At 73.0% G+C, this 19,303-nt stretch carries 21 protein-coding genes, 1 tRNA gene and 1 pseudogene; 10 read left to right on the top strand and 13 right to left on the bottom strand.

Annotated elements, in window-relative coordinates; translation table 11 throughout:
* Nucleotides 1-221 precede the first annotated feature (221 nt).
* The 4 genes from ACFYZL_RS11915 to ACFYZL_RS11900 are packed head-to-tail and all read right to left on the bottom strand — an operon-like array spanning nt 222 to nt 3,958.
* On the bottom strand, nt 222-1,379 hold the full coding sequence (locus ACFYZL_RS11915; RefSeq protein WP_384748338.1) for an acetyl-CoA C-acetyltransferase: 1,158 nt from the start codon (nt 1,377-1,379) through the stop codon (nt 222-224).
* A gap of 21 nt (nt 1,380-1,400) precedes the next feature.
* Entirely contained in the window at nt 1,401-2,015 is a 615-nt protein-coding gene (locus ACFYZL_RS11910) for a TetR/AcrR family transcriptional regulator (RefSeq protein WP_376660222.1), read from the bottom strand.
* Between the two features lie 15 nt (nt 2,016-2,030).
* Nucleotides 2,031-2,816, bottom strand: coding sequence for an SDR family oxidoreductase (locus ACFYZL_RS11905; protein ID WP_384748335.1), 786 nt, complete (start codon nt 2,814-2,816; stop codon nt 2,031-2,033).
* The gene (locus tag ACFYZL_RS11900) at nt 2,813-3,958 is read right to left on the bottom strand and encodes an acyl-CoA dehydrogenase family protein (RefSeq protein ID WP_384748332.1); all 1,146 of its coding nucleotides are present in this window, start codon (nt 3,956-3,958) and stop codon (nt 2,813-2,815) included. Before ACFYZL_RS11900 ends, ACFYZL_RS11905 begins: the two co-directional genes overlap by 4 nt.
* Nucleotides 3,959-4,006: 48 nt before the next feature.
* Between ACFYZL_RS11900 and ACFYZL_RS11895 the strand changes: the two genes are divergently transcribed.
* From ACFYZL_RS11895 to ACFYZL_RS11885, 3 genes are read left to right on the top strand one after another with little or no spacing between them, the layout of a single operon-like run.
* Complete coding sequence (locus ACFYZL_RS11895; RefSeq protein WP_384748329.1) at nt 4,007-4,867, top strand: enoyl-CoA hydratase; 861 nt, start codon at nt 4,007-4,009, stop codon at nt 4,865-4,867.
* Nucleotides 4,867-6,012 carry an acyl-CoA dehydrogenase family protein gene (locus ACFYZL_RS11890; protein WP_388678323.1) on the top strand — a complete coding sequence of 382 codons (1,146 nt, stop codon included), beginning with the start codon at nt 4,867-4,869 and terminating at the stop codon, nt 6,010-6,012. Before ACFYZL_RS11895 ends, ACFYZL_RS11890 begins: the two co-directional genes overlap by 1 nt.
* Nucleotides 6,012-6,992, top strand: coding sequence for an acyl-CoA dehydrogenase family protein (locus ACFYZL_RS11885; RefSeq protein ID WP_384748324.1), 981 nt, complete (start codon nt 6,012-6,014; stop codon nt 6,990-6,992). The genes ACFYZL_RS11890 and ACFYZL_RS11885 overlap by 1 nt, the downstream gene beginning before the upstream one ends.
* On the opposite strand, the gene ACFYZL_RS11880 is transcribed toward ACFYZL_RS11885, so the two are convergent.
* Entirely contained in the window at nt 6,974-7,330 is a 357-nt protein-coding gene (locus ACFYZL_RS11880; protein WP_388678319.1) for a YrdB family protein, read from the bottom strand. The two genes, ACFYZL_RS11885 and ACFYZL_RS11880, sit on opposite strands and share 19 nt — an antisense overlap.
* Before the next feature lie 56 nt (nt 7,331-7,386).
* Nucleotides 7,387-8,109 carry a class I SAM-dependent methyltransferase gene (locus ACFYZL_RS11875; protein WP_388678316.1) on the bottom strand — a complete coding sequence of 241 codons (723 nt, stop codon included), beginning with the start codon at nt 8,107-8,109 and terminating at the stop codon, nt 7,387-7,389.
* An 89-nt stretch (nt 8,110-8,198) separates the two neighbouring features.
* On the opposite strand from ACFYZL_RS11875, the gene ACFYZL_RS11870 reads away from it, so the two are divergent.
* Nucleotides 8,199-8,666 (top strand): hypothetical protein, encoded by a 468-nt coding sequence (locus ACFYZL_RS11870; RefSeq protein WP_384748316.1) that lies wholly within the window; start codon nt 8,199-8,201, stop codon nt 8,664-8,666.
* Nucleotides 8,667-8,674: 8 nt separating this feature from the next.
* On the opposite strand, the gene ACFYZL_RS11865 is transcribed toward ACFYZL_RS11870, so the two are convergent.
* Together ACFYZL_RS11865 and ACFYZL_RS11860 are read right to left on the bottom strand one after the other, a co-directional pair.
* Nucleotides 8,675-9,028 carry a hypothetical protein gene (locus ACFYZL_RS11865; RefSeq protein WP_384748313.1) on the bottom strand — a complete coding sequence of 118 codons (354 nt, stop codon included), beginning with the start codon at nt 9,026-9,028 and terminating at the stop codon, nt 8,675-8,677.
* Nucleotides 9,029-9,071: 43 nt separating this feature from the next.
* A complete protein-coding gene (locus ACFYZL_RS11860) occupies nt 9,072-9,623 on the bottom strand; it encodes a hypothetical protein (protein WP_384748310.1) in 552 nt (183 codons plus the stop codon).
* A gap of 67 nt (nt 9,624-9,690) precedes the next feature.
* Here ACFYZL_RS11860 and ACFYZL_RS11855 point away from each other — a divergent pair.
* Nucleotides 9,691-9,765: transfer RNA gene (locus ACFYZL_RS11855), tRNA-Ala, on the top strand.
* Between the two features lie 132 nt (nt 9,766-9,897).
* Here the strand turns inward: ACFYZL_RS11855 and ACFYZL_RS11850 are convergent.
* The 3 genes and pseudogenes from ACFYZL_RS11850 to ACFYZL_RS11840 form a co-directional block, all read right to left on the bottom strand.
* Nucleotides 9,898-10,599 (bottom strand): annotated as a pseudogene (locus tag ACFYZL_RS11850) (alpha/beta hydrolase); the annotation flags it as partial.
* A gap of 53 nt (nt 10,600-10,652) precedes the next feature.
* Nucleotides 10,653-11,384: an SDR family NAD(P)-dependent oxidoreductase gene (locus ACFYZL_RS11845; RefSeq protein ID WP_384748305.1), complete on the bottom strand. Its 732-nt coding sequence runs from the start codon at nt 11,382-11,384 to the stop codon at nt 10,653-10,655.
* 3 nt (nt 11,385-11,387) lie between these two features.
* On the bottom strand, nt 11,388-12,515 hold the full coding sequence (locus tag ACFYZL_RS11840; RefSeq protein WP_388678311.1) for an LLM class flavin-dependent oxidoreductase: 1,128 nt from the start codon (nt 12,513-12,515) through the stop codon (nt 11,388-11,390).
* 109 nt (nt 12,516-12,624) lie between these two features.
* Here ACFYZL_RS11840 and ACFYZL_RS11835 point away from each other — a divergent pair, with 109 nt between their 5' ends.
* Entirely contained in the window at nt 12,625-13,245 is a 621-nt protein-coding gene (locus tag ACFYZL_RS11835) for a helix-turn-helix transcriptional regulator (protein WP_388678308.1), read from the top strand.
* Here ACFYZL_RS11835 and ACFYZL_RS11830 read toward each other — a convergent pair.
* A complete protein-coding gene (locus ACFYZL_RS11830) occupies nt 13,155-13,703 on the bottom strand; it encodes a flavin reductase family protein (RefSeq protein WP_388678305.1) in 549 nt (182 codons plus the stop codon). The two genes, ACFYZL_RS11835 and ACFYZL_RS11830, sit on opposite strands and share 91 nt — an antisense overlap.
* A 98-nt stretch (nt 13,704-13,801) precedes the next feature.
* On the opposite strand from ACFYZL_RS11830, the gene ACFYZL_RS11825 reads away from it, so the two are divergent.
* The 4 genes from ACFYZL_RS11825 to ACFYZL_RS11810 are packed head-to-tail and all read left to right on the top strand — an operon-like array spanning nt 13,802 to nt 17,954.
* The gene (locus tag ACFYZL_RS11825) at nt 13,802-15,430 is read left to right on the top strand and encodes a FadD3 family acyl-CoA ligase (RefSeq protein WP_388678302.1); all 1,629 of its coding nucleotides are present in this window, start codon (nt 13,802-13,804) and stop codon (nt 15,428-15,430) included.
* Nucleotides 15,427-16,653, top strand: a complete 1,227-nt coding sequence (locus ACFYZL_RS11820) for an acyl-CoA dehydrogenase family protein (RefSeq protein ID WP_388678299.1) — start codon at nt 15,427-15,429, stop codon at nt 16,651-16,653. Before ACFYZL_RS11825 ends, ACFYZL_RS11820 begins: the two co-directional genes overlap by 4 nt.
* Before the next feature lie 15 nt (nt 16,654-16,668).
* Nucleotides 16,669-17,397 carry a VWA domain-containing protein gene (locus ACFYZL_RS11815; protein ID WP_384748290.1) on the top strand — a complete coding sequence of 243 codons (729 nt, stop codon included), beginning with the start codon at nt 16,669-16,671 and terminating at the stop codon, nt 17,395-17,397.
* Nucleotides 17,398-17,432: 35 nt separating this feature from the next.
* A complete protein-coding gene (locus ACFYZL_RS11810; RefSeq protein WP_384748287.1) occupies nt 17,433-17,954 on the top strand; it encodes a pyridoxamine 5'-phosphate oxidase family protein in 522 nt (173 codons plus the stop codon).
* Here ACFYZL_RS11810 and ACFYZL_RS11805 read toward each other — a convergent pair.
* The gene (locus ACFYZL_RS11805) at nt 17,947-19,230 is read right to left on the bottom strand and encodes a DUF1906 domain-containing protein (RefSeq protein ID WP_388678295.1); all 1,284 of its coding nucleotides are present in this window, start codon (nt 19,228-19,230) and stop codon (nt 17,947-17,949) included. The two genes, ACFYZL_RS11810 and ACFYZL_RS11805, sit on opposite strands and share 8 nt — an antisense overlap.
* Nucleotides 19,231-19,303 lie beyond the last annotated feature (73 nt).

Below are 19,303 nucleotides of genomic sequence, written 5' to 3'. Positions count from 1 at the left end.
AGATTCCGGGAAAAACAATAAAAGCGCCTGAGGACATTCCCGTCAGGCGCACATAAAGTTCATGGGTACCACAACTGCAACACCCCTAAGCTAGCACACCCCGCTCGGGCCGCGTCGCCGCGAGGCTGTGACCTCCGCCCTTGACCGTCTTGCCCGGCTCCGCCGCCGGTGCGGCGCCCCGGAAAGGCGCCGCACCCGGCAACGGAGCCGCGCCCGGCGAACTACAGCCGCTCGATGATGGTGACGTTCGCCTGGCCGCCGCCCTCGCACATCGTCTGCAGGCCGAAGCGGCCACCCGTGCGCTCCAGTTCGTGCAGGAGGGTGGTCATCAGCTTGACCCCCGTCGCCCCCAGCGGGTGGCCGAGCGCGATGGCTCCGCCGTTGACGTTGACCCTCTCCGGGTCGGCTCCGGTTTCCTTCAGCCAGGCCAGGACCACCGGCGCGAACGCCTCGTTGATCTCGACGAGGTCGATGTCGGCCAGGGACATGCCGGTCTTCTTCAGCGCGTACGCCGTCGCCGGGATCGGTGCCGACAGCATGCGGATCGGGTCCTCGCCCCGCACCGAGAGGTGGTGGATCCGGGCGCGCGGCCGCAGGCCGTGCTCGCGGACCGCCCGCTCGGAGGCGATCAGCATCGCCGCCGCGCCGTCGGAGACCTGGGAGGAGACGGCCGCGGTGATGGTGCCGCCCTCGACGACCGGCTTCAGCGTCGCCATCTTCTCCAGCGTGGTGTCCCGCCGCGGACCCTCGTCCACCGTGACGTCCCCGTACGGCACGGTCTCGCGCGAGAACCGACCCTCGTCGATGGCCCGCAGCGCCCGCTGGTGGGAGCGCAGCGCGAACTCCTCCATGTCGCGGCGGGTGATGCCCCACTTCTCCGCGATCAGCTGCGCGCCGTGGAACTGGTTGACCGGCGCGTCGCCGTAGCGGGCCCGCCAGCCCTCCGAGCCCAGGTACGGGCCTTCCGTGAAGCCCAGCGGTTCCGCCGCCTGCCGCGAGGCGAAGGCGATCGGGATCATCGACATGTTCTGGGTGCCGCCCGCGACCACCAGGTCCTGGGTGCCGGACAGGACGCCCTGCGCCGCGAAGTGCACGGCCTGCTGCGAGGACCCGCACTGGCGGTCCACCGTCACGCCCGGAACCTCCTCCGGCAGGCCGGCCGCCAGCCATGCGGTCCGGGCGATGTCGCCCGCCTGCGGCCCGACGGTGTCGAGGCAGCCGAACACCACGTCCTCCACGGCGGCCGGGTCCACCCCGGACCGTTCGACCAGCGCCTTCAGGACGTGTGCGCCCAGGTCGGCGGGGTGGACGGCGGACAGGCCGCCCTTGCGACGCCCCACGGGGGTGCGTACCGCTTCGACTATGTAGGCCTCGGGCATCGGGACTCCTCTGCTGATGGGTCAGGTGCGTAGGGCGATCCCGTCCAGCACCATCGACAGGTACTGGCGGGCGATCTCCTCGGGACTGTGCTGTCCGCCCGGCCGGTACCAGGACGCCGCCACCCACACCGTGTCGCGCACGAAGCGGTAGGTGAGGCGGATGTCGAGGTCGGCGCGGAAGACCTTGGCCGCGACCCCGCGTTCCAGCGTCCCCAGCCAGGCCTTCTCGAACTTCACTTGCGAGTCGGACAGGTAGTGGAAGCGGGGCTGCGCGGAGAGGGTGCGGGATTCCTTCTGGTAGATGGCGACCGCGGCACGGTGCCGGTCGATCTCCCGGAAGGACTCGGTGACGAGGGCCTCGATGGTCTCCCTGGGTCCGAGACCGGCCGCGAGGACGGTGTCGTACCCCTCCCACAGCTCGTTCAGGAAGGCGGAGAGGATCTCGTCGAGCATCGATTCCTTGGAATCGAAGTGGTAGTAGAGGCTGCCGGCGAGCATGCCGGCGGCGTCGGCGATCTTGCGGACGGTGGTGGCGTTGTAGCCCTGCGCCGCGAAGACCTCGGCGGCGGTGTCGAGGAGTTCCCGGCGCCGCTCGGGTGAGGCGGTCACCTGCGGCTTCTTCTTGTTCGTTGGCACGGGCCCATTCTGCGGCTACGCGTGCTGGCTGCTGACCGAGACGGTCTCGCCCGTCATGTACGAGGAGTAGCCGCAGGCCAGGAAGACGATGACGTTGGCGACCTCCCAGGGCTCGGCGTACCGGCCGAAGGCCTCGCGGGAGGTGAGTTCCGCCAGGAGTTCCTCGCTGGTGACCTTCACGAGGTGCGGGTGCATGGCCAGGCTCGGGGCGACCGCGTTGATCCGTACGCCGAACTCGGCGGCCTCCAGGGCGGCGCAGCGGGTCAGGGCCATCACGCCGGCCTTGGCGGCGGCGTAGTGGGCCTGGCCGGTCTGGGCGCGCCAGCCGATGACGGAGGCGTTGTTGACGATGACCCCGCCCGCGGCGCCGGCGGCCTTGAAGGAGCGCAGGGCGGCGCGGGTGCAGCGGAAGGTGCCGTTCAGGGTGACGTCGAGAACGCGGCCCCACTGTTCGTCGGTCATGTCGACGAGGTTCGCGGTGCCGCCGAGTCCGGCGTTGTTGACGACGACGTCGAGGCCGCCGTGGGTCTGTTCGGCGAGCGCGAAGAGGGCCTGGACCTGCTCCTCGTCCGTGACGTCGCACGGGAGGGAGGTGATGCGGTCGGCGCCGAACTCGGCGGCGAGGGCGTCCTCGGTCTCCTTGAGGCGGCGGGCGTGGGCGTCGCTGATGAGGATGCGGGCGCCTTCCTCCAGGAAGCGGCGGGCGGTGGCGCCGCCGATGCCGGCTCCGGCGGCCGCGGTGATGACGGCGGTGCGGTCCTTCAGCAGGTCGTGCCCGGGGACGTAGGTGGGGGTGTTCAAGCCCGTACCTCCTTGGGAAGGCCGAGGATCCGCTCGGCGATGAGGGTGCGCTGGATCTCGTCCGAGCCCGCGTAAATGGTGTCGGCGCGGGAGAAGAGGAAGAGCCGCTGCAGGTCGTCGAGGTCGTACGGGTCCCCGTGCGCCCCGGTCGCGAGCAGCGAGGGGGCCCCGCAGATGTCCATGGCGAGTTCGCCGAGGTCGCGGTGCCAGCGGGCCCAGTACAGCTTGGCCACGGAGGGCGCCGCGGGGCGCAGGGCGGTGGCGCGCATGGTTTCCAGGCCGATCCAGGCCTGGACGAGGCGGTCGCGGATCAACGGGTCGGCGATGGCGCCGTTGGTGCGGGCGAGTTCGGCGAGGGTTTCGAGTTCGCGGCGGAAGCCGACCTGCTGGCCGAGGGTGGAGACGCCTCGTTCGTAGCCGAGGGTGGCCATGGCGATGTTCCAGCCGTCGCCGGGGGCGCCGACGACGTGGGTGGCATCGGTGCGGGCGCCGTCGAAGAAGACCTCGTTGAACTCGGAGGTTCCGGTGAGCTGGACGATGGGTCGGACCTCGACGCCGGGCTGGTCCATGGGGACCAGGAGGTAGGACAGGCCGGCGTGGCGGCGCGTGCCCGGTTCGGTGCGGGCGAGGACGAAGCACCACTGGGCCTCGTGGGCGAGGGAGGTCCAGGTCTTCTGGCCGTCCACCACCCACTGCCCGTCCTCGAGGGCGGCGCGGGTGCGGACGCCCGCGAGGTCGGAGCCGGCGTCGGGTTCGCTGTAGCCCTGGCACCACAGCTCTTCGACGGCCCGGATGGGTGGCAGGAAGCGGCGCTTCTGCTCCTCGGTGCCGTGGTCGATGAGGGTGGGGCCGAGGAGCTGTTCGCCGATGTGGTTGACGCGGGCGGGGGCGTCCGCGAGGGCGTACTCCTCGTGGAAGGCGATCTGTTCCTCGGTGCTCGCGCCGCGGCCGCCGTGTTCGACGGGCCAGCCGAGGCAGGTCCAGCCGTGGGCGGCCATGTGCCGTTCCCAGGCAAGGCGTTCGGTGAAGGCCTCGTGTTCCCGGCCCGGTCCGCCGCGGCCCTTGAGGGCGGCGAACTCGCCGGTGAGGTGGGCCCGTAGCCAACTCCGAACCTCGGTGCGGAACTCCTCGACGCTGCTCATGGCCGTACGTTAACCTACCAAACACTTGTTAGGGAAGGATCCAGGTTGATGCCCGACGACACCCTCGACACCCACCACTCCCCCGTGCTCTACGAGCGCCGCGGCCCGGTCGCGTACGTGACCATGAACCGCCCCCGTTACCGCAACGCGCAGAACAGCGCGATGACGTACGCCCTCGACGACGCCTTCTACCGGGCGGCCGACGATCCCGAGGTGAAGGCGGTCGTCCTGGGCGGGGCCGGCGAGCACTTCTCCGCGGGCCACGACATCGGCACCCCGGAACGCGACGCCCACCTGCCCTTCGACCGGCGGGCCGGGCTGTGGTGGGACCACTCGCAGCGCCGGGGCGCCGAATCCCGCTTCGCCCGCGAGTCGGAGGTGTACCTGGGGATGTGCCGGCGCTGGCGGGAGCTGCCGAAGCCGGTGATCGCCTCGGTGCAGGGGGCCTGCGTGGCGGGCGGGCTGATGCTGGCCTGGGTCTGCGACCTGATCGTCGCGAGCGAGGACGCCTTCTTCCAGGACCCGGTCGTACGGATGGGCATACCCGGCGTCGAGTACTTCGCGCACCCGTGGGCCATGCCCCCGCGGATCGCGAAGGAGTTCCTCTACACGGGCGACCGCATGCCGGCCCGCCGGGCGTACGAGATCGGCATGGTCAACCGGGTGGTGGAGCGGGCCGACCTGGCCGACGAGACCGCCCGCCTCGCCCTGCGCGTCGCCGAGATGCCCGGCTTCGGCCTGGCCCTGACCAAGCGGGCCGTCAACCAGGCCGAGGACCTCCAGGGCCTGCACACCGGCATGGACTCGGTCTTCGGCCTGCACCACCTCGCGCACGCCCACAACGCGGAGACCGCGGCGGACTCGCTCGGCGGCATGAACGTGGCCGCCATGAAGGAGGCGAACACCTGATGAACCTCGACCACGCACCCGATGTGGAGGCCTTCCGGGCCGAGGCCCGGGCCTGGCTCCGCGCCCACGTGCCCGCCGTCCCCCTGCCCTCCCTGGAGACGGAGGAGGGCTTCGCCGCGCACCGGGAGTGGGAGGCACGGCTGCACGCGGACCGATGGTCGGTGGTGTCCTGGCCGACGGAGTACGGGGGCCGGGGCGTCGACATCGTGAAGTGGTTGGTGTTCGAGGAGGAGTACTGGGCGGCGGGCGCGCCCGGCCGGGTCTCCCAGAACGGCATCAACCTCCTCGCGCCGACCCTCTTCGACCACGCGACCGCCGAGCAGCGGGCGCGGGTGCTGCCCTCCATGGCGAGCGGCGAGGTGATCTGGGCGCAGGCCTGGTCCGAGACGGAGTCGGGCTCGGACCTGGCCTCGCTGAAGTCGCGGGCGGTGCGCACGGAGGGCGGCTGGCTGTTGTCCGGGCAGAAGACCTGGTCCTCGCGGGCCGCCTTCGCCGACCGGGCCTTCGGCATCTTCCGCACCGACCCGGACGCCCCGAAGCCGCACCAGGGCCTCACGTACCTGATGTTCGACCTGCGCGCGCCGGGGGTGACGGTGCGGCCCATCGGCCGCCTCGACGGGAAGCCGGCCTTCGCGGAGCTCTTCCTGGACCGGGTCTTCGTACCGGACGAGGACGTGATCGGCGAGCCGGGGCAGGGCTGGCGGATCGCGATGTCGACCACGGGCAACGAGCGCGGCCTCACCCTGCGCTCCCCCGGCCGGTTCCTGGCGGCCGCCGGCCGGCTGCGGGAGCTGTGGGAGGCGGCCGGGGACCCCTCCGACACGGCGCTGCGGGACCGGGTCGCGGACGCGGTGGTCGGGGCGCGCGCCTACGAACTGTTCACCTGGGCCAACGCCTCCCGCTTCGCGGTGGGCGAGACCATAGGCGCCGAGTCCAGCCTGAACAAGGTGTTCTGGTCCCAGTACGACATCGCCCTGCACGAGACGGCACTGGACCTGCTCGGCGCGGACGCGGAGCTGGCGGAGGGCGAGTGGGCCGAGCCGTGGGTCTTCTCCCTGGCCGGACCGATCTACGCGGGCACGAACGAGATCCAGCGCGACATCATCGCCGAGCGGCTGCTCGGCCTCCCGAAGGGCCGCCGCTGATGCGTTTCCTGCTGACCGACGAGCAGTCCGACTTCGCCCGTACGCTGCGCTCCCTGCTGGGGGCGGCCGAGGTGCCGGCGGCGGTGCGGGCCTGGGCGGACGGCGAGCACGGCCCGGGGCGGGCGGTGTGGTCCCGGCTCGCGGAGACGGGCCTGTTCGCGCTGGCCGCGGCCGAGGAGTACGACGGCGCGGGCCTGCTGCCGCTGGAGCTGGCTCTGGGCTTCGTGGAGCTGGGCCGGGCGGGGGTGCCGGGGCCGGTGGTGGAGAGCGCGGCGGTGTCCGTACTGCTTTCCGAGCTCGGGGACGAGGGGCTCGCGAAGCGGTTCCTGCCCGGGCTGGCGGGGGGCGAGACCTCGGCGACGCTGACCCTGCCCGGCGGGAGCCCGTACGCCCTGGACGCGGACGCGGCGACGTACTGCTTCACCGTGTCCGAGGCGGGCGAACTGCGCCTGGCGCAGGGCGGGGAGCCGGTGGCCTCCCTGGACCCGGCCCGCAGGCTCTCGATCCCGGCGCCGGGCGGTGAACTGCTCGCCGCGGGACCGGCCGTCACGGCGGCGGCGCGGGCGGCCGGCCGGTGGGCGCGGCTGCTGACGGCGGCGCAGTGCCTGGGCGTCGGCGAGGCGCTGCTGGCGCGGACGGTGGAGTACGCGAAGCAGCGCACCCAGTTCGGGACCCCGATCGGCTCCTTCCAGGCGGTCAAGCACCGCCTGGCGGACACCCTGCTGGGCCTGGAGTTCGCCCGGCCGCTGCTGTGGGCGGCGGCCCTGTCCCTGTCCCCGGCGGACGTCGCGGCGGCCAAGCTGACGGCGGGCGAGGCGGGGTACGCGGCCGCCATGACCGCGCTCCAACTCCACGGCGCCGTGGGCTACACGCAGGAGCTGGACCTCTCGCTGTGGCTGCGCAAGGCCCGCCCGCTGCGGGACGCCTGGGGCACGCCGTCGGCCTGCCGGACGGAGGTCCTTCAGCCGCGGCTGCGGTAGTAGACCGCCAGGGCGTTGTTCAGCAGGACGATCCCGCCGAACCACAGGGCCCCGGTCCGCCACCCGACCGCGTACAGCGCGAGGGTGGCGGACCCGAACACCAGCACCTTGACGGCGATCTGGACGGCGAGCGGGACGTCGAAGGTGGCCTTGGGGGCGGCGAACATGCCCCAGAGCACGGCGGCGGCGAGCGGGGCCGCCACCGCGAGGCCTATGGACCAGACCCGGCCGATGTCCCGGGTCCAGCCCCACCGGGCCAGGGCGGCGAGGGCCGCGAGTTCCAGGAAGAAGGCGAGGCCCTCGTTGGCGAGGAAGAAGAGCCGCAGGATGGGATTCATGCGGCACAACCTGGCGGACCCGCACCCGGGCCGTCCACCGAATACCGGCGGCCGTCTCACATGACGGCGACGTTCAGCGTGACGACGTAACGCTCCTCGACGGTGCCGTCCGGGAACAGGGGTGCCAGCCGGGCGTGTTCGGCGTCGAGGAAGGCGCGCGTGCGCTCCTCGCCGAGCAGCAGGAAGGCGGAGTGGCTGGCGGTGTTGGCGAGGTGCATGGCGAGGGGGATCCGCCGGGACCACCGCACCTCGCGGGCGGTGACGTCCAGCCCTCCCAGGGACTCCCGGGTCGGCAGCCCGCTCACCCCGAAGAAGGCGCGGAGCCGTTCGTCCTGCTCGGCGATCCACGGGACGCCCGTGTCCAGGTCGTTCCACCAGAGCGCGAGCGCGCCGCCGGGGCGCAGCACGCGGCGGGCCTCGGGGACCGACCGGGCGGCGTCGGTCCAGTGCCAGGCCTGCGCGTACGTGAGGAAGTCGAACGCGGCGCCCGCCAGCGGCAGCCGGTCCCCGTCCCCGCGCACGACCGGGATCCCCGGGTTCGCCCGCCGGAACTCTGCCGCCATCCCGTCCCCGGGCTCCACGGCGAGCACCTCGGCCCCGCGTTCCCGCAGCAGCGCGGTGGCGATCCCGGTCCCGGCTCCCACGTCGGCCACGCGCGCCCCGGCGAGTCTGCGCCCGGCGAGTTCCTCGACGGCGTCGAAGAGGGCGGGCGGGTAGCCGGGACGGTTCGCACCGTAGAGCGCGGCGGCGGCGTCGAAGGAGCGGGCTCGTTTCGTCATGAGGCCAACGTACGGAACCGACGGTGGATGTGAGGACGTCCCTGATGAACGGACGTACGACGAACGACGCAGAACGAGGTACAGGGAACATGCGAAGCACGACCACCGGGATGATGACGCTGTGCGCGGCGGCGGCTGCGGTACTGCTCACCGGCTGTGGAAGCGACGCCCCGAAGCCGGCGGCCGACGACGGGAAGCCCGCCGCCGCCTCCACGAGTGCCGCCCCCGCGTCCTCCGCACCGGCGGCGAAGGGCGGCGGTGCGACGCACGAGGTGACCCTGGAGGTCGGCGGCACGGGCAAGACGGCGGTCATGTACAGCGGCATCGGCAGCGGTTTCGAGATGCAGACGCTGCCGTGGACGAAGTCGGGCACCGCCGAACTCACCGCCGCGGAGCGGAAGGTGGGCTACCTGGTGAACGCCGTCCCGGGCACGATCACGGGCGCCGACGGCAAGCTGCAGCAGGCGCCCTGCGTCATCAAGGTCGACGGCAAGGTCGTCGCGCAGAGCGACGGTGTGACGACCACGAAGGGCTGCTCGTACACCATCAAGGACTGACCCGGGGCTCAGCCCTCCGGGCGGAACTCGTGCACGACCTCGATGCGGCCGACGATGTGCCGGTTGAACTCGTCGAGTTCCTCCGCCGGCACCCACAGCTCCAGGATGGTCCGGCCTCCGGCCTGCTGGACCGGGTAGCGGGTGAGGAACTCCGAGTCGACCTCGAATCGGGTCACGAAGCCGACGCCGGAGTGCTTGACGTTCCAGTCGCGGGCGATGCGGATCGCGTAGTCCTCGTTCATGACCGGGTAGAAGATCGGCTGGTCGGGCAGGCGCGGTGGCCAGGCCCGCCAGTCGAGGGCGCGGACGAGGTCGAGCTCGACGGGGCCGGTGGGGCGCCAGAGGGTGGTCGTGGTGGACATGCCGCGACCCTAGGGGTCCGGTCGTGGCGTTGACCAGCGGGTTTCAGTGGCGGGGGCGGCGCAGGGAGAGCCGACCCACGAGCGCGGTCTGGAACAGGAGGAGGGCGGCCGTGGCCGCTGCCTGCCAGAGGGGCTCGGGCGGGCGGGGGCCGAGGGACCATGCCGGGCCGTCCGGGTCCGTCGTCACCTCGAGGCGGGCCCCGACGGCGAGGTCCAGGGACACCGGGCCGGACAGGTCGCGGCCGGCCTCCGTGCGCAGGCGCAGGGACGGCGAGTAGCCGGAGCCGTCCTCCACCATGGTCCGCGAGGCCACCACCGCCGTTTCCTCCCGGCCCCGGTCGTGGAGGGTGTGGTGGTCCCAGGTGACCCCGCCCATCACCGCGATCGCCACCGCTGTGAAGGCGACCGCGGTGCGGGCCACGAACTCCGCGTCCGTGCCGTGCGGTACGGCGGCTCCGATGACGAAGACGGCCAGCAGGACCGGGACCCACGCTCCCTCGGGGCCCTGCAGCAGCCAGATCGCCGCGAACTCCGTTGCCAGGAGCAGGCAGTTGCGCAGCAGCGCCCCCGGCAGTCTTCGTATCGCTTCAGCCATGGACACATCATGCCCGGGATAATCCCGCGCGGACCCGCCGAGCCCGGGCCTAAGATCGACCCCAAGGGCGGGGTCGTAGCACAGAGGTAGTGCGCCTACACAGCATGGAGGAGGACGCCGGTTCGAATCCGGCCGCCCCGCCCCCCCATCCCACCGCGGCCACCCACGCCGCAGCCGCCCGCAGCGCGGCGGCGCCGGCCGGCAGCGGCAGCCCCAGGAAGCCGTGGAAGACGCCCGGGTGGAGCTGGACCGTGCAGTCCACGCCCGCCTCCGCCAGCCGGCGCCCGTACGCGAGGCCTTCGTCGCGCAGCACGTCGCAGTCCGCGAGGACGATCAGCGCGGGCGGCAGGCCCGACAGGTCGGCCGCGTGGAGCGGCGAGACGTGCGGGTGCGCCGGGTCGCCGCCGTACTGGTCCCAGTACCAGGCCATGTGGGCGGCGGTGTGGAAGTAGCCCTCCGCGTACGTCTCCACCGAGGCCGAGCCCATCGACGCGTCCAGCGGCGGATAGAACAGCAGTTGGCCCGCCGCGAGTCCGGGCGCGCGCAGGGCGGTCACGGCGGCCAGGTTGCCCCCGCTGGAGTCACCCGCGAGCACCACCCGCTCCGCGTCGCAGCCGAGCGCCGCCGCTTCCGTCCGGGCCCACAGCAGTACGGTCAGCGCGTCGTCGGGCGCCGCCGGCCAGGGATGTTCCGGGGCCAGCCGGTAGTCCGCCGAGACGACCACCGCGCCCGAGGCCGCCGCCAGGGTGCGGCACAGAGCGTCGTGGGTGTCGAGCCCGCACATCACCCAGCCCCCGCCGTGGAAGTACACGACCAGGGGGCGGCCTTCCGCGCCCGGCTCGGGGTCGTAGACGCGGACCGGGACCCCGCCCGCCACCGTGTCGCGCACCGAGGCCACGGCCGGGCCCGGCGGCCCGGGCACGGCGGCCGCCCGCAGGGCCGCCGCGTCGCCCGGCCCCGGGAACCCGGCCGCCATCGCGTCGCACAGCCGCCTGGCCGCCGCCGACAGCGGGTGGTTCACGGTCGCGCTCACGCGGTCGTCATCCCGCCGTCGACGGTGAACTCCGTGCCCGTGACGTACGAGGACGCGTCCGAGCAGAGGAAGAGCACCAGCTCCCCGACCTCCTCCGGCCGCCCCATCCGCCCGAGCGGCACGTGCGACCAGTCGCGGCCCGCGACGGCCTGCGCCACCATCGGGGTGTCGATGGCCCCCGGATGCACCGAGTTGACCCGGATCCGGTCGCCGGCCAGGTCCAGCGCCGCCGACCGGGTCAGTCCGCGCAGCCCGAACTTGGTGGAGCCGTAGGCGGCGTGGCCCGGGATCCCGACCAGTCCGGCCGTGGAGGAGATGTTGACGATCGAGCCTCCGCCACCGGCCCGCAGCACGGGCGCCACCGCCTGGATGCCGAGGAACGGCCCGAGGAGGTTGACCCGCAGGAGGGTCTCGAACTCCTCCGGGGACTGCTTCTCGACGTGGGCCGTGCGCCACAGGGCCGCGTTGTTGACCAGCGCGGAGACCGTCCCGAACGCCGCCACCGCGGCTTCGACGACGCCGGCCCAGCTCTCGGCGTCGGTCACGTCGTGCCGTACGTACAGGCCCTGGTCGCCGAGCGAGGCGGCGACCTCCCGGCCCTCCTCCTCCCGTACGTCCGTGACGACGACCCGCGCGCCGGCCTCGGCGAACAGGCGTGCCTCGGCGGCGCCCTGGCCGCGTCCGGCTCCGGTGACGAGGACGACCTTGCCTTCCAGGGAGATGCCCATGGCCTAGCGCTCCGATTCCATCGCGCGGAAGTGCGGGATGACCTTCTCGCCCCACTGGCGGATGGTCTCCAGGCAGGCTTCCTGCGGGACCGTACCCATCTGGATCAGGCACATCACCTCGTCGACGCCGATCTCGCGCAGCTGCTCGACGTAGGCGATGGCGGTCTCGGCGCTGCCGTAGGCGTGCTCCGCGTTGTAGGTGCCGGTGTCGACGGGGCGGGCCGGGATGCTGGCCTCGTGGAGCTTGGCGACGAGTTCCTCGCGGCCCTGCGCGAGGGCCGCGACGTGGTCCTCGTCCTCCGCGTAGCCGGTCGGTGCGGGGGCGTTGCCGTACCAGTGGGCGATGGATTCGGCGAAGAAGCGCTGGCCGCGCGTGCCGAGCCGCAGGGCGCGCTCGGCGTCGTCGAGGACGATGGTCGGACAGAGGGCGGACAGGTGGTCGTTGACCTCGGTCGAGACGAGCCGTTCGCCGGTGCGGGTCGCGATGGCCTCGTCGTAGACCTTGCGCATCGCGCGGACGTCGTCGGCGCCCGCGAAGCCCATCACCAGGGCGCCGATGCCGAGTTCGGCGGCGAGCTTGAGGGTGTCGTGCTTGGAGCACGCCATGAAGAGCGGCGGGTGCGGGTCCTGGACCGGGCGGGGCAGGATCGCGCCGGGGCCGATGTCGATGGAGCCGTGCCACTCGAACTCCGGCTCCCGCCAGGCGGCGGCGAAGATCCGCAAGCCCTCCTCCATCTGCGGGTAGGTGTCCTCGGGTTTCACCCCGTACATGGACATCTCCTGGCGGGTGGCGCCGCGCCCGGCGCCGATGTCGACGCGGCCGCCGGAGAGCACGTCGAGCATGGCGGCGCGTTCGGCGACGCGTACGGGGTGCTGGTAGCCGAAGGGCATCGTGACGACGCCGTGGCCGATGCGGATCTTCCGCGTCCGGGCGGCCACCCAGGTGAGGAAGATCTCGGAGGCGCTCATGTGGGCGTACTGGGTCAGGGAGTGGTGTTCGACGGCCCAGACCCGGTCGAAGCCCATCTCCTCGGCGAGGACGGCCTGTTCGACGCAGTCGTGGATGACCTGGCGCTCGCGCTCCGGGGTCGGGTCGACGAGCTGAGCCTCGAAGATCATCGAGAACTTCACGGGGAGGTCCCTCCATCCGGGGGATTCGGTATTTCGAATAGGAATACTTCTAGCAGTCATACCCCTCGGGGGGAAGGCCGGCACGGGGACCGGTCGTAGACTGCGCTGCGTGGCAGAAGAGAAGGCAGACGAGACGACCGACGAGTCGAAGGCGCGCACGCTCCCGGCGACCAGCTGGGCGGTGCTCGGGCTGCTCTCCTTCGGGGAGGAGCTCTCCGGCTACGACCTGAAGAAGTGGTCGGACTGGTCGCTGCGCTTCTTCTACTGGAGCCCGTCCTTCAGCCAGATCTACAGCGAGCTCAAGCGCCTGGAGAAGGCCGGCTACGCCTCCTCGCGCATGGTCAGCCAGGACACCGGCACCCGCGACAAGCGGGTGTACCGGATCACCGACGAAGGCATGACGGCCGTACGGGAATGGGCCCGCGAGGCCCCGGTCGATCCGCCGGTCCTCAAGCACGGACCGATGCTGCGGCTGTGGCTGGGCCACCTGCTGGAGCCGGAGCAGATGCGGGAAGTCCTGGTCCGGCACCAGGAGTTCGCGGAGAAGATGCGCCGCCGGGCCGTGGCCGACGTGGAGGGCGCGCAGGACGAGTCGGCCTGGGCGTACCCGACGCTCACGCTCAAGTGGGCCGAGCGGTACTACGCCTCCGAGCGCGACCTCGCGGCCGCCATGCTGGAGGACATCGAGGCACTGGCCGCCGGGCGGGGCGAGCGCGGCAAGCGCCCGTAGGAGCGCCGGAAGTAGAGCAGCGGCGGCTCGCCCGCGCGGTGCGCGGTCAGGGCGGTGACCCTGCCGAGCGCGATCTCGTGGTCGCCGCCGTCCAGCACGTCCTCCAGGTCGCACTCGATGCTCGCGAGCACGCCGTCGAGGAGGGGCGCGCCGTTGCCCCCGGCCCGCCAGGGGACCCCGGCGAACTTGTCGCCGCCCGTGACCGCGAAGCCGCGGCACAGCTCCTGCTGGTCGGCGGCGAGGATGTTGACGGCGAAGGCGCCGGCGGCCCGGATGCTCGGCCAGGTGGTCGAGGTGCGGGCGGGGCAGAAGCAGACCAGCGGCGGATCCAGCGAAACCGACGAGAAGGACTGCACGGCCATCCCGACGGGGCGGCCGTCGCCCTCGCACGCCGTGATGACGGCGACGCCGGTGCAGAAGCTGGCCAGGACCGACTTGAGTGTCTCCGGGGTCCCCATGGGAGCCTCCAAATATTTCTACTAGGTATATGCCTAACCGAAACACCTGTGATTGGATACCGCCCACGCTCGCTCGTCAAGTAGGGAGGGTTCGTCCGATGCCACCGCCACCCGCCGCGCCGCCAACGCCCGTTGAGCCGCCCACGCCCGGTGGGCCGCCCCCGCCCGCCACGCTGGCCCGGCTGCCGGAGTACGCGGCCGCCGCCCACGGCGACCGGGAGGCGCTCGCCGACGGAGAGGTCCGCTGGACCTTCACCCGGCTCGCCGCCGAGATCGCCGCCGCCGCCCGCGCGGCCATCGCGCACGGCATCCGGCACGGCGACCGGGTGGCGATCTGGGCGCCCAACAGCCGCCAGTGGATCACCGCCGCCCTCGGCGCGGTCGGCGCGGGAGCGGTCCTCGTACCGGTCAACACCCGCTACAAGCCCGCCGAGGCGGCCGACGTCATCCGGCGCAGCGGCGCCCGCGTGCTCTTCACCGAGCGCGGCTTCCTCGGCACGGACTACGTCCACGACCTGCACGCCTCCGGCGAGGACCTCGGGGCGCTCGGCTCCACCGTCGCCCTGCGCGGCGGGAGCGGCCCCGATTCCTGGGAGGCGTACCTGGCCGCCGGGGAGTCCGTCACCGAGGCGGAACGACTCGCCCGAGCCGACCGCATCCGCCCGGGCGATCTCAGCGACATCCTCTACACCTCCGGCACCACCGGCCGCTCCAAGGGCGTCATGACCACCCACGGCCAGACCCTGCGGCTGTACGCCTCCTGGTCCGAGCTGGTCACCCTGCGCCCCGGGGACCGCTACCTGCTGGTCAACCCCTTCTTCCACACCTTCGGCTACAAGGCCGGGATCCTCGCCTGCCTGCTGCGCGGGGTGACGATGCTCCCGGAGGCGGTCTACGACACCGACCGCATCCTGGCCCGGATGGCCGCCGAACGCGTGACCTGCCTGATGGGCCCGCCGACCGTCTTCCACGGCCTGATCCGGCACCCCGAACTCGCCGCGCACGACCTGTCGGCGCTGCGCCTGGCCGGCACCGGGGCGGCCTCCGTGCCGACGGCCCTCGTCGAGGAGATCCGCACCGTCCTGGGCGCCCCCGACGTGTTCACGGCGTACGGGCTCACGGAGTCCGGCGGGGTCGTCTCCGTCTGCCCCACCGACGCCGACGCCCGTACGGTCGCCCACACCGTCGGCCTGCCGCTGCCCGACACCGAGGTACGGATCGCCTCCCCACTGGGCGAGGTGCTGCCGACCGGGCAACCCGGCGAGGTGCAGGTGCGCGGCTATCACGTCACCCCCGGCTACCTCGACGACCCGGCGGCCACCGCGGAGGCCGTGCTGCCCGGCGGCTGGCTGCGCACCGGGGACATCGGCGTCCTCGACGACCGCGGCTACCTCTCGATCACCGACCGACTGAAGGACATGTACGTGGTCGGCGGCTTCAACGCCTATCCGGCGGAGGTGGAGAACGTGCTGCTGACCCATCCGGCCGTCACCGACGCGGCCGTGGTCGGCGCCCCTGACGAGCGGCTGGGCGAGGTCGGTGTGGCGTACGTGGTCACCGCCGGCCCGCCCGTCACCGCCGCCGAACTCACCGCGTGGAGCCGGGAACGGCTGGCCAACTTCAAGGTTCCCCGCCGCTTCCACCTGGTGGCGGAGCTCCCGCGCAACGCGGGCGGCAAACTGCTGAAGGCGCAGCTGCGGCGCGCGGCGCGGGGGGAGGGCGCATGAGCGGCCTGGTGTGGACGCCCGAGCAGGAGGAACTCCGGGACGCGGTCCGCGCGGTCCTGGCCCGCCACCCCGGGCACGAGGCCTGGGCCCCGCTCACGACCCAGGTGGGCGCGGCCGCACTGGCGGTCCCGGAGGAGTACGGCGGCCTGGGCTGCGGGCCGGCCGAGGTCGGCGTGGTCATGTCGGAACTGGGCCGCTCCCTGAGCCCGGTCCCGTACCTGGGCTCGGCGGTCCTGACCGTGCAGGCCCTGCTGGCCTCCGGCGACCACGACGCGTGCGCCCGCCACCTCCCGGGCCTGGCGGAGGGCTCCCTGGTGGGCGCCCTGGCCTGGGCGGAGCACCCTCGCGGGGGGCCGGACGGGTTCGCGGGCCCGACCCGGGACCCGGGCACCGCCCCGACCCGGGACCCGGACGGGTTCTCGGGCCCGCCGCGCGGCCCGCTCTCCGGGGGCTGGGAGGCGGCCGACATGGCCACCCGGGCGGAGCCGGACGGCGACGGGTGGCTGCTGACCGGCACCAAGCAGTACGTCCTGGCCGGTCCGACCGAACCGGGCCTGGTGCTGGTCTTCGCCACCATGGCCGCTCCGTCCGCCGGGCACGACGCCCCGGGCCGGGGCAACGGCAACGGCAACGGCAACGACCGCGCTCCCCTGGGGCTGTTCGAGCTGACGGCGCCGCCCGCCGCCTGGACCGCCCGGGCCACGATGGACCGCACCCGTCCCCTCGCCGAGCTCACCCTCGCGCGGACCCCGGCCCGACTGCTCTCGCCCGACGGCGCCGGAGTCCTGGCCCGGGTCCGGGACCTGGCCTGCACGGCGCTGGCCGCCGAACAGGCCGGGGCCGCCGCGCGGGCGCTGGAGTCCACGGTCCGCTACGCGAAGGACCGGCACCAGTTCGGCCGGCCCATCGGCTCCTTCCAGGCCGTGAAGCACCGGCTCGCCGACATGTACGCGGCCGTGGAGTCCGCCAGGTCCATGGCCCTCGCCGCGGCGGCGGCGGACGCCCCGCCCGCGCCGGCGGCCGCCGCCAAGTCGGCCTGCTCGCAGGCGTACTCGTACGTCGCCGGGGAGATGATCCAGCTGCACGGCGGCATCGGCATCACCTGGGAGCACGAGGCCCACGAGTTCTTCAAGCGCGCCCACGGCTCCGCCCACCTCTTCGGCTCCCCCGCCGCCCACCGGGCCCGGATCGCGGTCGAACTCGGTTACGCGGACGCGAGCTGACGTAACCTCGGGCGCATGACGCGCAGTGCGATAAACCTCCGCAAGGTCGAAGAAACGGCTCCGGCGCTCGTGAGCCTCTACAAGAGCGCCGGGGTCTCACTGCGCAAACACGGCATGGAGGACGGCCGCGCAGCCGTCTACCTGGTCCTGGACTACTCCGGGTCGATGAAGCCGTACTACGCGGACGGCAGCGTGCAGGCCCTCGCCGACCGGGTGCTGGGCCTGTCCGCGCACCTGGACGACGACGCCCGCGTACCCGTGGTCTTCTTCTCCACCGATGTCGACGCGGTGGAGGAGATCTCCCTCGCGAACCACGAGAACCAGGTCACCGAGATCGCCTCCCGCCTCGGCCACATGGGCAAGACGGCCTACCACGCGGCCATGGACGCGGTGATCGACCACTACCAGGACTCCGGCTCCACGGCACCCGCCCTCGTCGTCTTCCAGACCGACGGCGGCCCGATCAACAAGCTCGCCGCCGAGAAGTACCTGTGCAAGGCGGCCCGTCTCCCCCTCTTCTGGCAGTTCGTCGGCTTCGGCAACACCCGCAGCTCGCAGTTCGACTTCCTGCGCCGCCTCGACGAACTGCCCGTCCCGGACCGCCGCGACGTGGACAACGCGGGCTACTTCCACGCGGGCGAGGACCCGCGCAAGGTCTCGGACGCGGAGCTGTACGACCGGCTCGTCGGCGAGTTCCCGGCCTGGCTGGCGGCGGCCCGAGCGCGGGGGATCGTGCGCGCCTGAATTGCGCCGGACGGCGCCCGCGCTTTGATGGACGCATGACGCACACCAGCTGGGCAGTCTTCGAGAAGGCGGAACCGGAGTTCGCGGCGGCCGTCCGGGCCCGTTTCGCCAAGTACCCCCACCACGTCCTGGCCACCCTGCGCAAGGACGGATCGCCCCGGGTGGCCGGACTCAACGTCGACATCCGGGGCGGGGAGCTGTGGCTCGGCATGATGCCGGGGTCGATGAAGGCCAGGGACCTCCAGCACGACCCGCGCTTCGCCCTCCACACGAACCCGGGCGCGGGCGACCGGATGCCCGACGGAGACGTACGGATCTCCGGCCGCGCGCTGGAACAGCTGGACCCGCCCGAGCTGCACCGGTACGCGGAGGAGACGGACACCCCGCACCCGTTCCACCTCTTCCACGCCGACCTGACCGAGGTCGTCCGCGTCACCGTGCAGGGCGACGAACTGGTCATCCGCTCGTGGACCCCGGAGCACGGCCTGCGCACCCTGCGCCGGGGCAACGACGACGAACCGCCGCGCGAGGACCCGGCGTCGGCGTCGGCTAGCTGAGCGGAAGCGGCACCGGGAGCGGCAGGATCCCGCCCCCGGCACCGCCGAGCACCGCCGGGTCGACGTCCACCCGGTTGCGGTCGATGTTCAGCGTGGCCCCGCCGTAGGTGGCGTCGTGGTCCCCGCGGAACTGGTGGGCCCGGCGCCGGCCGGACCACTGCTTCGTGCCCTCGGGCAGCCCGAGGTCCGCGTCCGTCACGGACGCCGCGCCGTTCCACCGGGCCACCCACAGCACGTCCGGCATGGCTTCGGGGGCCTGGTGGTGGTGCGCGCTCAGCGCCTTGGCGCCGGAGCTCGCCGAGACGTAGGCGCCGGAACGGTAGCCCAGCTCGTGCAGCCGTACCGTCCAGGAGGTCAGGTAGGCGACGACCGGGGCGTCCCAGGTGGCGCGGTCCGAGTAGTTCTCCAGGTCGTTGTAGAGCACCGTGCCCGCGCCGAGCCCCAGCGAGCGGGCGGCGTCCACCGCGCCCTCGGCCGCGGCACGGCCCTGCTCGTCGGCCTCGGAGGGGTCGGTGGACAGGCCCGTGCCGGCGCTGTGCCAGGGCTGCGGCCCGACCCAGATGGGCATCAGGTGCCAGCCGGCGCCGGCCTGCCGCGTGACCCAGTCGGCGGTGAGCTGTGGCTGGGCGCAGGCGCGGGCGCGGCCGCCGATGTAGATGCCGACGGCGCCGAAGGGGGATTCGGCCTTCCAGGTGTCCATGGTCCGCTGGGTGGGTGCGGTGCAGGCGTCGAACCCCTCGCCGGTGAAGGGCGCCTGGGCCTTCGCCCCGCCGGCGATCACGGCCGGCACGACGACGGCCGGCGGACGCCCCTCGACCACGGCGGCACGGGCCCGGTCGAGAATCCCCCGTACGGTGTCGGGCGCTTCCCCGTACGACACGGTGGCCACGACGCCGGCCCGGCGCAGCACGTACCGCAGCTCGTTGCTGTCCGTACGCGGCAGGGCCGCGGCCAGGTCGGCGACGGTCGGGATGTCCGCGCGCTGCGGGGCCCCGTCGAGGGGTTCGAGGTGCAGGGTGTCGGCGCGGCGGACGGCGGCCCGGCCGGTGCAGTTCGCCTGGGTGCCGGCGTGGCCGAGGTACAGGGTGGGGACGTCGAGGCGCAGGCAGGCGGCGGGCTCCCGGTCGAGGTCGACGACCCTCCAGTTCGCCGGGACGGCGATCCGCAGACCGCGGTATTCGACGCTCCGCGTGTCGGCGTCCGCGGCGCCGGCGGTCGGTACGGAGATCAGCAGCGAGGCACCGAGCAGTGCGCTCAGCATCGTTCGGGTGGGCATGTGACCCACTGTTACCAGACGCACACGCCCCAGCTGCGCGCATCGACCGGCGCGGCGCCGTTCCGGGGCCCCG

It is taken from the genome of Streptomyces sp. NPDC001717, from assembly GCF_042892775.1.
Classification (GTDB): Bacteria; Actinomycetota; Actinomycetes; order Streptomycetales; family Streptomycetaceae; genus Streptomyces.
Note: the sequence above shows the minus strand (reverse complement) of the source record. Positions and strands in the feature narration are given on the sequence as shown.